At 48.5% G+C, this 12,715-nt stretch carries 11 protein-coding genes and 1 pseudogene; 11 read left to right on the forward strand and 1 reads right to left on the reverse strand.

All coding sequences use genetic code 11. The features are described 5' to 3' along the window. Positions 1-88 precede the first annotated feature (88 nt). From NYE50_RS05170 to NYE50_RS05200, 6 genes and pseudogenes are all read left to right on the forward strand, one after another. Positions 89-268 carry an FbpB family small basic protein gene (locus NYE50_RS05170; protein ID WP_003155431.1) on the forward strand — a complete coding sequence of 60 codons (180 nt, stop codon included), beginning with the start codon at positions 89-91 and terminating at the stop codon, positions 266-268. A 2-nt stretch (positions 269-270) separates the two neighbouring features. Further along, positions 271-1,992, forward strand: a complete 1,722-nt coding sequence (locus NYE50_RS05175; protein WP_159353930.1) for an ABC transporter substrate-binding protein — start codon at positions 271-273, stop codon at positions 1,990-1,992. A 67-nt stretch (positions 1,993-2,059) separates the two neighbouring features. Beyond that, positions 2,060-3,016 carry an ABC transporter permease gene (locus NYE50_RS05180; RefSeq protein WP_014417250.1) on the forward strand — a complete coding sequence of 319 codons (957 nt, stop codon included), beginning with the start codon at positions 2,060-2,062 and terminating at the stop codon, positions 3,014-3,016. Positions 3,017-3,028: 12 nt separating this feature from the next. Beyond that, positions 3,029-3,934, forward strand: a complete 906-nt coding sequence (gene opp4C / locus NYE50_RS05185) for an oligopeptide ABC transporter permease (RefSeq protein ID WP_014417251.1) — start codon at positions 3,029-3,031, stop codon at positions 3,932-3,934. Beyond that, positions 3,931-4,917: an ABC transporter ATP-binding protein gene (locus NYE50_RS05190; RefSeq protein WP_033574445.1), complete on the forward strand. Its 987-nt coding sequence runs from the start codon at positions 3,931-3,933 to the stop codon at positions 4,915-4,917. The genes opp4C and NYE50_RS05190 overlap by 4 nt, the downstream gene beginning before the upstream one ends. Further along, positions 4,910-5,876 (forward strand): annotated as a pseudogene (locus NYE50_RS05200) (ABC transporter ATP-binding protein). The gene NYE50_RS05190 and the pseudogene NYE50_RS05200 overlap by 8 nt, the downstream one beginning before the upstream one ends. A 70-nt stretch (positions 5,877-5,946) precedes the next feature. Here NYE50_RS05200 and katA read toward each other — a convergent pair. Further along, positions 5,947-7,392 carry a catalase KatA gene (gene katA, locus NYE50_RS05205; RefSeq protein ID WP_159353932.1) on the reverse strand — a complete coding sequence of 482 codons (1,446 nt, stop codon included), beginning with the start codon at positions 7,390-7,392 and terminating at the stop codon, positions 5,947-5,949. A 256-nt stretch (positions 7,393-7,648) separates the two neighbouring features. Between katA and NYE50_RS05210 the strand changes: the two genes are divergently transcribed. The 5 genes from NYE50_RS05210 to ssuD all read left to right on the forward strand — a co-directional run bounded on the left by NYE50_RS05210 (position 7,649) and on the right by ssuD (position 12,573). Further along, on the forward strand, positions 7,649-8,584 hold the full coding sequence (locus NYE50_RS05210) for an amidohydrolase family protein (protein ID WP_159353933.1): 936 nt from the start codon (positions 7,649-7,651) through the stop codon (positions 8,582-8,584). Positions 8,585-8,806: 222 nt separating this feature from the next. Further along, complete coding sequence (locus tag NYE50_RS05215) at positions 8,807-9,574, forward strand: ABC transporter ATP-binding protein (RefSeq protein WP_159353934.1); 768 nt, start codon at positions 8,807-8,809, stop codon at positions 9,572-9,574. Positions 9,575-9,589: 15 nt separating this feature from the next. Then, positions 9,590-10,579 (forward strand): aliphatic sulfonate ABC transporter substrate-binding protein, encoded by a 990-nt coding sequence (locus NYE50_RS05220; protein WP_159353935.1) that lies wholly within the window; start codon positions 9,590-9,592, stop codon positions 10,577-10,579. After that, the gene (locus NYE50_RS05225) at positions 10,579-11,412 is read left to right on the forward strand and encodes an ABC transporter permease (protein ID WP_022552806.1); all 834 of its coding nucleotides are present in this window, start codon (positions 10,579-10,581) and stop codon (positions 11,410-11,412) included. The genes NYE50_RS05220 and NYE50_RS05225 overlap by 1 nt, the downstream gene beginning before the upstream one ends. A 24-nt stretch (positions 11,413-11,436) precedes the next feature. After that, a complete protein-coding gene (ssuD, locus tag NYE50_RS05230) occupies positions 11,437-12,573 on the forward strand; it encodes an FMNH2-dependent alkanesulfonate monooxygenase (protein ID WP_159353936.1) in 1,137 nt (378 codons plus the stop codon). Positions 12,574-12,715: the final 142 nt, after the last annotated feature.

A 12,715-nucleotide genomic window follows, 5' to 3' on the forward strand; every position in this document is an offset into this window, starting at 1 on the left:
GATCACCGAAGGCTCTTATCTTTTAAACAGATAAGGGCCTCTTTTGCGTGAAAGTCATTGAATGAAATGAAAAGCGGAGGGATGAAAAGTGGCGTTAAAAAAGGTATCACATGTGCGCAAAAAGAGCAAAAAACGAAAAAAGTACAGAAAACACACATTGAATTTCGAACTGCTTGTAGAGAAAAACAAACGGGAGATTATGAGAAATGAGGAACAGATGGAGCAGATTTATATAAAGATAGATGAAAAGCATGCGGGGGTTCGATAAAGATGAAGGAGAGAAAATGGAGGATAAAAACAACGGTACTTGCGCTGTCGGTATCCATCATGTTATCAGGGTGCGCGTTAGGGAGTGCCGGAGAAGAACCGTCATCTGCGGCTGATAAAAAGGAAGAAACACGTATTGCCCATGTCAAGACAAAGGAATTTAAAGCTTCTCATCCGGCGGCGATTCCCGCTAAATCGAAAGCCAGAACTGACACTTTTGTTGCTGGGATTTCCGCGCCGGGCGGCGTGTTTCTGCCGTACTTTTACGAAAACGGCTGGGACGGAAATGCGACAGATCCTATTTTTGAACCGTTAGTCAAATTGGATAAAACGGGGAAGCCTGCCCCGGCTCTTGCGGAAAGCTGGAAAATTTCCAAAGATCAGCTTACATACACGTTCCGTTTAAGAAAAAATCTCGTTTTCAGCGACGGTTCACCATTGACCGCAAAGGATGCCGCATTCACTTTAACACTGCTGCATGATCCTGCATACGCGGGCTATGAAGATATCACCACGGCCTATATTAAAGGCGGTAAGGCTTATAAAGAAGGTAAAGCAAAGACGATAGAGGGCATTCGCGTCCTTGATGACAGAACCATTCAAATTACGACTGAGAAAGTCAGTGCGAAGTCGCTGCTTCTTTTGGGAGGGCAGGTGCTGTCAGAAGCCTACTACGGGAAGAAATATCAATTCGGCAAACTGGACTACTTAAAAGAGCTTTATGCCAAACCGCTCGGAGCGGGACCTTATCAATTTACAGAATACCTTCCGGGACAGGAAATACGTTATCAGGCTAATGAACACTATTATGCCGGAAAACCGAAAACGGAAAAGCTGATTTATAAAATTATCGATCCGTCAACTTCTCTTCAGCTGTTTGAAACGGGTGACCTTGATTACGCTTCTTTCTCACCTGATGATGATACGGTTCAGCATTTAAAAAGTCTCGGTTTTGCCAATATAAGCGTATCTGTCGTGAATGATTACGGGCTTGTGTACGTCAATCACAAGCGTCCGCCTTTTCAAGATAAGAAAGTGTCCCAGGCGCTTATTTACGGACTTGACCGTCAAAAAATCGTCGATGTCCGCTTTAAACGCTACGGAGAGGTCGCGAATGTTCCGGTGTCTCCGGTTTCGTGGGCTTATGATGACAAAGGTGTCAATCGGTACGCGTTTAACTCTGAAAAAGCCAAAAAGCTTCTCGATGAAGCAGGCTGGAAAACGGGCAAAGACGGTGTGCGTGAAAAAAACGGCAAAAAGCTTGAAATCAGCTATTACACGTCTAAAGCGGATGATGATTTCATCCCGATCGCGAAAGAAAATTACGCGGACATCGGAATCTCATTAAAACCGGAAGTCATGGATTTTAATACAGAAGTAGCGAAAATAAATGACAAACAATACGACCTTGCCGCCGTTTCCACCTCGCAGATTCTTGATCCGAATGACACGGTGGAAAAGCTGGCTTCCGGCCATCCCAATAATGTAACGGGATATTCCAATCCGAAAGCGGACCGGCTGATAGAGAAAGGAGCCGGCACGCTTGATATCAGCAAAAGAAAAGAGATTTATCACCAGCTGTACCGGGAGCTCGGGGAAAACCCGCCTTACATTCTGATTCATTACCGTCAGAGCGCAAGGGCGGTCAGCGGAAAAATAAAAGGGCTTGAGCCTGACAATTATTCTGGAATCAGTTCAAGTCTCTCAAATGTCTCAATTCAATAGAACGGTTGGGCAAAAACCCGGTGCATCCTGGGAATTTTGCCCTTTCAGCGGAAAGGAGGGGCTTTTTATGAAACGGTATGCCGCTGAACGATTCATTCAAATGCTTGTGATCTTATTCGGTACGTCCTTTATTATTTTTTTCTTATTCGCCATGCTGCCGGGCGACTATATCGATTCCAATGTAAACCTGACTCCTGAAAGAGCGAAGGAGTTAAAAGCGCTTTACGGGCTGGATCAGCCGATTTGGCAGCGTTATGTGACGTGGCTCGGAAATGTGCTCAGCGGAGATTTTGGGTTTTCTTTGAAATATCAGGAGAACGTCCTGTCACTGCTTCGGAAATATGTCTGGAATTCGTTTTTTGTCGCGTTTTTGGCGTTGCTTGTCACATGGTCAGCCGCGATGATAACGGGTGTCATATCCGCTGTCAGGAAATACTCATGGTTTGACGGGATCGTGACGTTTCTTGTGTTTGCTTCCATGGCGTTCCCGTCTTTTTTTATCAGCCTTCTGTTTATTAAGTGGTTTGGGGTGGATTTGAAATTATTGCCCGTCGGCGGGATGATTGATACCGGAAGCACGAGTACAGGTTTTTCGTACGTGCTTGAAGCCGCCAGACATATGATTCTTCCGGTCGTGATTTTATCTATGCTCGGCATCGGCTCGCTGACAAGGTATTTCCGCTCCGGCATGCTGGACGTGATCAGACAGGATTATATCAGAACGGCGAGAGCGAAGGGATTGAAAGAGCGCACCGTCATCTGGAAACATGCGTTGAAAAACGCGCTCATTCCGGCCATCACCCTGCTTGCTTTTGAACTGCCGGGACTGTTTTCCGGAGCTATCATTATTGAACAGATTTTCGGGTGGCCGGGTGTCGGACGTATTCAGCTGGAATCTGTGCATTATCGTGATTATCCGGTTTTGATGGCGTTTACCTTGTTTTTGTCTTGTTTAACGATTGTGGGGAACTTCTTGGCGGATATCGCTTATGCTGCGGTTGATCCGCGGGTCAGGCTGAAATAGGGGGTGTTCGGAATGAAAAAACAAAAAGGGGTGCCGCCTTCTCTTTGGAAGCAGACGTACCGCCGCCTGCTGCAGCATAAGCTGACGGTCATCAGTCTTCTTTTCTTATGTTTTATGTTTTTATTGTGCTTTATCGGGCCGTCTTTTTCTCCGTACATAACAGATCGGACGGATATTTCAAATGCCAATCAGCAGCCGGGAATCCATCATTGGCTGGGAACCGACCAGTACGGGAGAGATGTGCTGACGAGGCTGATGCTGGCGGGGCAGATTTCTCTGACTGTGGGGCTTGCTTCAATGGTGCTGTCGCTTGTCATCGGTTCTTTACTCGGGGCTGCGGCCGGATTTTATCGGGGAGCCGCAGATATGATCATTATGCGCATCGCTGATATGCTCATGTCCATCCCGGGCCTGCCGCTGCTTTTGATTTTGGCTGCGGTGATGTCGGAGTGGAAAGTGCCTTCTGAATACAGAATGTACCTGATTATGATGATGTTAAGCCTGATCGGATGGCCCGGTTTGGCGCGGCTTGTACGCGGACAGATTTTGTCGCTGAAGGAGCAGCCGTTTATGATGGCCGCGGAAGTTTTGGGGCTTAGTGATAAACGGAAAATCCTCTATCATTTGCTTCCCAATACATTGCCGTTATTACTGGTAGCGGCGACTTTGCATGTGGCGGGAGCGATGCTGAGTGAATCGGCGCTGAGTTTTCTCGGACTTGGCGTTGCTCCGCCCACACCTTCTTGGGGAAACATGATGGAAGCGGCGAATCATTTTATGGATTTTACACTCCGTCCGTGGCTGTGGATTCCCCCGGGAACGGCCATTTTTCTGACCGTTGTGGCGATTCATCTGCTTGGAGACGGTTTAAGAGACGCTTTTGATCCTAAGGTAAAACGGCAGGTGAAAATGAAATGAAAAAACCGCTTTTAGAAGTGAGGCATTTGGAAACGGCTTTTTATACTGAGGAGGGGGCGGTAAAGGCCGTGGACGATGTCAGCTTTACGATACATGAGGAGGAAACGGTTTGTATTGTAGGGGAGTCCGGCTGCGGGAAAAGCATGGCGTCATTGTCCATTATGCAGCTTATTCCCGAGACGGGGAGAATCGAACGGGGAGCGGTGCATTTTTCCGGACGGAACCTGTTGGAATTGAAACCAAAAGACATGCAGAAAATCCGCGGCAGCGAAATCGGGATGATATTTCAGGAACCGATGACATCTTTGAATCCGGTGTTTACAATCGGTGAGCAGCTGGCCGAACCGATTCGCGAACATTTATTGCTGAGTAAGAAAGAAGCATGGCGGAGGGCCGTTGAACTGATCACGTTAGTGGAGATCCCGCATGCCGAGCAGGTTATGCACCAATATCCTCATGAACTGAGCGGCGGCATGCTGCAGCGCATCATGACGGCTGTCGCGCTAAGCTGCGAACCGAAACTGATCATTGCCGACGAGCCGACGACAGCGCTTGACGTAACCATTCAGGCGCAGATATTGGATTTATTGCGGGATATGAAAAAGCAATTTCGCACGTCTATTTTATTCATTACTCATGACCTTGGCGTGGTTGCTGAAATGGCTGATTATGTGATTGTCATGTATGCGGGAAAAATTGTGGAGGAAGGACCGGTTGCAAAGCTGTTTTCTGATCCGAAGCATCCGTATACGAAAGGGCTGCTCGCGGCCAAGCCGGTTATCGGTCAAAGAAGGGAGATGTTGTACACCATTCCGGGGCAGGTCCCCGAGCTTGCGGACCTGTCGGGATCGTCTTGTTATTTTGCGGAGCGATGTGAACACAGCACGGAAATATGCCGGAAATCGAGCCCGCATTTTACTGAATTCGGGAAGGGGCATCAGGCGGCGTGCTGGCTTTACAGAGAGGAGAAAGCAGATGAGTGATGTGTTGCTGGAGGTCAAGGGGCTGAAAAAATATTACGAGGAGCATGGGGGGATGAGAAGGACCCGCAAAAATCCCGTAAAAGCGGTCGACGGTGTCAGTTTTACGATAGGAAAGGGAGAAGTGTTCGGCTTAGCGGGAGAATCGGGCAGCGGAAAGTCATCAATCGGCAAGACCATTTTGAGGCTTCATGAAAAAAACAGCGGGAGAGGTGTTTTTTCAGGGGCGTGATGTGTTTCGAATGAGCCGGCGCGAGCTCAAAACTTTCAGATCAGAAGCGCAGCTCATCTTTCAAGATCCGTTCAGTTCTTTAAATCCCCGGCGCCGGATCGGAGAAGCCATCGGTGAAGCGATGATCGAGCATCAATTGGCGGTGAAACGGAACGCGCGTGATAAAGCGGCGGAAGTTCTTGAAGCCTGCGGACTTTCCGCAAACTTTATCGACCGTTATCCGCATGAATTTTCCGGAGGGCAGCGTCAGCGGATCGTGATTGCAAGAGCGATGGCGCTCAAGCCGCAATTTATCATTATGGATGAACCCGTGGCGGCGTTAGATGTCTCCATTCAGGCGCAGATGATCAATTTGTTCAGCAGCCTTCAAAAACAGCACGGGCTGTCATATTTGTTCATTTCTCATGATTTAAGCGTGGTGGAGCACTTATGTACGAAGGTCGCCATTATGTATTTAGGGACGATTGTGGAATATGCGTCAAAGGAGGAGCTCTTTTCACGGCCGCTTCACCCTTATACGAAAGCCCTGTTATCAGCCGTGCCTGTTCCTGATCCCGGGGCGAAAAGGGAGCGGATAATTTTAAAGGGTGATATACCGAGCCCCTCTGATCCGCCTTCAGGCTGTAAATTCCGAACGAGATGCCCGGCAGCCAAGAAGATATGTGCTGAGAAAAGTCCGGCGCTGTCAGAAAAAGGGCTTCGTCATTTTGCGGCATGCCACTTCGTGTAATTGAGAAAAAAACGGTTTTATTGATAATAAACAGGAAAACCTGCCGGGCAGACCGGCAGGTTTTCTGATGTTATTTTGGTGATGGCAGTCCGAGTCCTTCGGCAACGCGTCTGCCGTATTCAGGATCAGCTTTGTAGAAGTGGCCGATCTGGCGCAGCTTAATTTCTTCTTTTTCCACAGGTTTCATCGCACTGACGATATTGGCGACAAGGCGCGTGCGCTCTTCTTCGCTCATCAGGCGGTACAGGTCGCCGGCCTGTGTGTAATGATCATGATGATTATAGCTTACACTGTCAGCGAAACCTGATACAGGGTATGCCGCCTGTTTATTCTCAGGTGACTCTTTCGGGCCTCCGAAGCTGTTAGGCTCGTAATAGACGGAGCGGCCGCCGTTATCATCAAAACGCATTTGTCCGTCACGCTGATAGTTTTTCACTTCATTGCGGGAACGGTTGATCGGCAGCGCCTGATGGTTCGCGCCGACACGGTAGCGATGCGCGTCATGGTATGCGAACAACCGGCCTTGAAGCATTTTGTCAGGTGAGACGTCGACGCCAGGGACTAATGTGCCGGGAGAGAACGTCGCCTGTTCTACTTCCGCAAAGTAATTTTCCGGATTGCGGTTCAGAACCATGCGGCCGACTTCAATGAGCGGATAGTCTTTTTGAGACCATACTTTTGTGACGTCAAACGGATCAAAGCGATATGTGTTTGCGTCTTCTAACGGCATGATTTGAACATATAATTTCCATGCGGGGAAATCGCCGTTTTCAATCGCATTGAACAAATCTTCCGTATGGTAATCGGGATTTTCGCCCGCGATTTTTGCGGCTGTATTAACATCAAGGTTTTTCACGCCTTGCTCTGTTTTAAAGTGATATTTGATCCAGACGCCTTCGCCTTTATCATTTGTCCATTTAAATGTATGGCTTCCGAATCCGTGCATATGGCGAAGAGTCGCCGGAATGCCCCGGTCTGACATCAGAATGGTTACCTGGTGCAGGGATTCCGGTGACAGAGACCAGAAATCCCAAACGGCCGTCGGATTTTTCAGATGTGTTCTCGGATCTCTTTTTTGTGTATGGATAAAGTCAGGGAACTTGATGGCATCGCGGATGAAGAACACGGGTGTATTGTTTCCGACGATGTCGTAGTTTCCTTCTTCTGTATAAAACTTAACGGCAAATCCGCGCGGATCGCGCACTGTGTCACTAGAGCCAAGTTCGCCCGCGACGGTTGAGAAACGGATGAAGAGCGGCGTGCGTTTACCGACTTCTGACAGAAATGCGGCTTTCGTATATTTTGTAACGTCATTTGTGACTTCAAAATAACCGTGTGCGCCCGCGCCTTTTGCGTGAACGACACGCTCCGGAACGCGTTCTCTGTTAAAGTGCGCCAATTTCTCAAGCAGATGGACGTCTTGTATTAAAGCAGGACCGCGATCGCCGGCCGTCATTGAGTTTTGGTTATCTCCGACAGGAGCGCCCCAGCTGGTTGTCAATTTATTTGAACTCATGTGATCACCTCTTTAGATTTATAAAAACATAATATCACCTATCAGTAAAAAGTCAATATTATTTTATAATGATTATAAAATAATTATTTTTATTATCGAAAAAAGGGTTTGGGTTTGAAAGCCTACTTGACTGACGGGAATAATGGGTTTAAGATGAGAAAAAATAGAAACCGCTGACTTGGACACAAGAGGTTCTTATTCTTCACTGGATAAGGGCCTTTTTTTATTGTCAGGCGGTAAGGGAGGCGGCGATTGTATGCTTTTCCGGCAGCATTTTAAACCTGTCGATATTCACGGTCATCTGCCGTACAGCCTTTATTTCGGCAAAAACGATAAGACATTTTCCGATTATAACAGGGAGCGGTCAGAAAGAATGAATCTGACTTGGGATTTTCCTGATCCGCATGATGTTGATGGCGATGACGGCGAAATCGCTTTGATGACAAGATGGGAGATAGAATTAGATAAGTACGGCATTGACGTGCTGAATTTTTTAACAGCAGAGAGCAATGACCGGATGGCGGCGTTTATTCAAGCCAATCCCGCGAGATTTACCGGATTTGCATATCATCCTTTGGAGCGGGAGAATGCGTATGAAGAGCTGAAAAGAGCGGTAGAAGAGCTCGGTCTGAAAGGATATAAACTGTTCGGACCGCTGACAGACATCGATTTTCATGATCCGTCGCTGAAAAAGCTGTGGACGTATCTGGCTGACAAAAGGCTGCCTGTATTAATTCACTTCGGGCTTTTAGGGAGAGCGGGGGGGATTGTCAGCCATCGCAACATCAACCCGCTCTCCATCTATCGCGTCGCGAGAGAGTATGCTGATATCCCGTTCATCATTCCGCATTTCGGCGCCGGATATTATCAGGAACTGCTGCAGCTGTGCTGGAGCTGCCCGAATGTGTATATTGACACGTCCGGCTCAAATCAGTGGATGAGGTGGATGCCGTATCCGCTTGATTTGGAAATTCTGTTTCGAAAGACATCTGAATTAATCGGTGTTGAACGGATCATCTTCGGGACGGATTCGAACGGATTTCCGAGAGGATATGTATACAGATATCTTCAGGAGCAGGTGAGGACCTGCCGGGAAATCAATATGCGGGAAGAAGATATAGAAAACATTTTCGGCAACAATGCGCGAACATTATTGAAAATCGCCCGCCAAGAAAAGGAAGTAAATACGTGATACAGCCGATGCGCTCTCTGGCAGGGTTATGCCGGAGAGCGTATTTTAATCCTTATAAAAAATAGTTGACAAGTCGGAATAATTTGAATTAACATGATATTCAAATTTAAAAACAAACGGGTTGCCGATCGGACCGCCGAAGGCTCCCATCTCTGCAAGCAATCGGAGATGGGGGCCTTTTTGTTTTTCGATCGCACGCGGCAGAAAGAGAGGGGAAGACAGATGGCTGTAACCATCAGCATACAAGAAAAAGCTTTTGAGCATGAAGGCCGGAAAACACCGGTGCTGAATGATATTGAGCTGTCAATTGCTTCGGGAGAATTTTTGACTGTCATCGGGCCGAGCGGATGCGGCAAAAGCACGCTTTTAAAATTGATTGCCGGTCTTGATACCGATTATAAAGGCTCTGTCACAATAAACGGCCGCAATGTGTCGGGACCGGGCATCCGGCAGGGATTTATCTTTCAGGAGCACCGGCTGTTTCCCTGGCTGACGGTAAAACAAAACATCGTTGCCGATCTCAATATGAACGACCCGGCCGTTCGGAAAAAAGTGGATGATCTGATTGAGGTTGTCAGGCTGCAGGGAGCGGAGAACGCTTATCCGCGCGAATTATCCGGCGGCATGTCGCAGCGGGTTGCCATCGCCCGAGCCCTTTTGCGCGAGCCGGAGGTGCTGCTTTTAGATGAACCGTTCGGGGCGCTTGACGCTTTTACGAGAAAACATTTGCAGGATGTGCTGCTTGATATATGGCGCGAGAAAAAAACGACGATGATTCTGGTCACGCATGATATTGATGAATCCGTCTATTTAGGCGATAAGCTGGCGATCCTCAGGGCAAAGCCCGGCCGGCTGCACAGCCTGATGCCGATTCAGCTTCCGCATCCGCGCAATCGGACCTCAGCGGATTTTCAGGCCGTCCGGCAGAAGGTGCTTTCTGAGTTTGAGAAAACGGAAGACCTCCGGTTTGCGGATGGGTCCGGGATATAGAAGGGACGAAGCGAAGTGAAAAAAACCATCATTCTTTTAGCCGCAGCAGTCATGATGTCAGCCGGATGCAGTGCAGACGGGACAGGAGGGAGCGGGAAAACGGTGAAAGAAATCCGGATCGGCATCCAGCAGAGTTTAAGCCCGCTTCTCATTGCCAAGGAAAAAGGCTGGTTTGAAGAGGCCTTCAAAAAAGACGGAATAAAAGTAAAATGGGTCGAATTCCAAAGCGGTCCTCCGCAATTTGAAGGTCTTGCCGCCGATAAGCTTGATTTTTCCCAGGTCGGCAATTCACCGGTCATTTCCGGTCAGGCGGCTGGAATTGATTTTAAAGAGATCGGGCTGTCTCAGGACGGGTTAAAGGCAAACGGCATTCTCGTAAACAAGGGCAGCGGGATTCAGAGCCTGAAAGAATTGAAAGGTAAAAAAATCGCCGTAGCCAAAGGCAGCAGCGGCTTTGATTTTCTCTATAAAGCTTTAGATAAAGCGGGGCTTTCCGCCGATGACGTCACCATCATCCAGCTTCAGCCTGATGAGGCGGTTTCCGCTTTTGAAAACAAATCAGTTGACGCATGGTCCATTTGGGAGCCGTATTTGTCGATTGAAACGCTGCAGCACGGGGCGGAAATATTGGCGAACGGAGAAAGCACAGATTTATATTCTCCCGGTTTCACGTTAGTCAGAACGGGATTTTCCAAAGAACACCCGGATGAGGTTGTCCGTTTTCTGAAAGTGTTCAATAAAGCAGTTACATGGCAAAAGGAACACAAAGATGAAGCTGCCTCCTTATATGCGAAAATCAAACATCTTGATCCGAAAGTCGTCAGAAACGTGCTTAACAATACTGAGCCTCTCAATGAACCGATCAATGATGATATTGTCAAAGCCCAGCAGGAAACCGCTGATTTTCAATATCAAACAAAAGCGATTCATAAGAAAATTCATGTAAAAGACGTTGTCGACAATTCATTTATTAAAAAAGCGCTTGAAACGGGGGATGGCAAGTAATGAAAGCAGAAGCATCAACGGCTGCCGGCGCAATAAGCCAATCAGAAAAGAAAGCTCTGGCAAGATCCCGGAAGTATTCATACCAATGGATGAAGGGGGTTGTACTCCCGGCTGCGGTCATCGCAGTATGGCAGTTTATCGCAAGTCTGGGTATCGTCTCGGCCACGGTGCTCCCGTCGCCTGTCGTCATCTTGCAGACGTTTCAGGAACTTCTTCTTTCAGGTGAGCTTTGGGGTCATTTAGAGATCAGCTTATACCGGGCGGCTGCCGGATTTCTGCTTGGCGCGGGCCTCGGACTTGTTTTCGGGCTGCTGGTCGGTTTCTCAAAGCGGACGGAAGCATATCTTGATCCGTCTCTGCAAATGCTCAGAACGGTTCCGCACTTGGCCGTGACTCCTCTGTTCATTTTGTGGTTCGGATTTGATGAGACATCAAAAATTCTGCTGATCGCATTGGGGGCTTTTTTCCCCGTGTACATTAATACGTTTCTCGGAATCCGCAGTGTGGACGCGAAGCTGTTTGACGTCGCGCGGGTGCTGGAATTTAACTGGTATCAGCAGATGACGAAATTAATTCTTCCGGCATCTCTGCCGAATATCCTGCTCGGCATCAGGCTCTCTCTGGGCATTGCGTGGCTCGGTCTTGTGGTGGCGGAACTGATGGGCTCGAGCGAGGGCGTCGGTTATATGATTATGGATGCCAGACAATTTTCACAGACAAATAAGGTGTTTGTCGGCATTATCATTTTTGCGGCTGTCGGCAAGCTGACAGATGCATTGGTCAGAATGCTCGAACGGAAACTATTAAAATGGCGGAACAGTTATGAAGGGTAACCTATTAAAAAAGGAGAGATTCATATGGAGATTCTTTGGTTTATTCCGACGCATGGTGACAGCCGGTATTTAGGGACGCAAACGGGAGGGAGAACGGCGGATCATCTTTATTTTAAGCAAGTGGCACAGGCGGCGGACAGACTCGGGTATACGGGGGTTCTGCTGCCGACGGGGAGATCATGTGAAGACCCGTGGCTGACGGCTGCGGCTTTAGCGGGGGAAACGAGTGACTTGAAATTTTTAGTGGCGGTCCGTCCGGGACTGATGCAGCCGTCTGTCGCCGCGAGAATGGCGTCGACAATGGACCGGCTGTCAGACGGCCGTTTGCTCGTAAATGTCGTAGCGGGCGGAGATCCTTATGAACTGGCGGGAGACGGCATGTTTATCAGCCACGATGAACGTTATAAGGCGACTGAAGAATTTTTAACTGTCTGGCGCGGACTCATGCGGGGCGAAACGGTGACATATGAAGGGGAGCATATCAAGGTGGAAAACAGCAATCTGCTGTTTCCGCCAAAACAGTCTCCGCATCCGCCATTATATTTCGGCGGTTCATCACAGGCGGGAATTGAGGCTGCGGCGAAACATACAGATGTCTATTTAACATGGGGAGAGCCGCCGGAGCAGGTAAAAGAAAAGATTGAAACTGTTAAAAAACAGGCTGCCAAGGAAGGAAGGACGATGCGTTTTGGCATTAGACTTCACGTGATTGTCCGGGAGACTGAGGAAGAGGCATGGGAAGCGGCTGAACGATTAATCAGCCATTTAGACGAAGAGACGATTGCGAAAGCGCAGGCTTCGCTCCGGCGCGCTGATTCATCGGGACAAAAACGGATGGCCGATCTCCATAACGGTGACCGCTCGAAGCTTGAGATCAGCCCGAATCTCTGGGCCGGCATCGGACTGGTCAGAGGCGGAGCGGGCACGGCAATTGTCGGTGATCCGCAGACTGTCGCTGCTCGAATTTTAGAGTATCAGGCACTCGGCATTGAGTCGTTTATCTTTTCAGGCTACCCGCATCTGGAAGAAGCTTATTATCTGGCTGAACTCGTGTTTCCGCTTCTGCCGTTTCAGAATGAACGGACTAAAAAGCTTGAGCGCAGACTGGGTGAAGCAATGGGAAACGACCATTTTGCAAGAGAAAATAAAGCGAAAGTCTGATGACGTCGCAAGGCGGATAATTGACGGCGGGCGCTTTCTGCGGATTCATTTCCGGGGAAATGCCGGCAGTGAAGGCGGGTATTCACCCGCCTTTTTAAGCGCTTAGCTTGCACGATGCTCATATGGATGATATGATACAAAA

Origin of the sequence: Bacillus sp. EU55, assembly GCF_038005925.1 — a bacterium.
Taxonomy (GTDB): Bacteria; Bacillota; Bacilli; order Bacillales; family Bacillaceae; genus Bacillus; species Bacillus velezensis.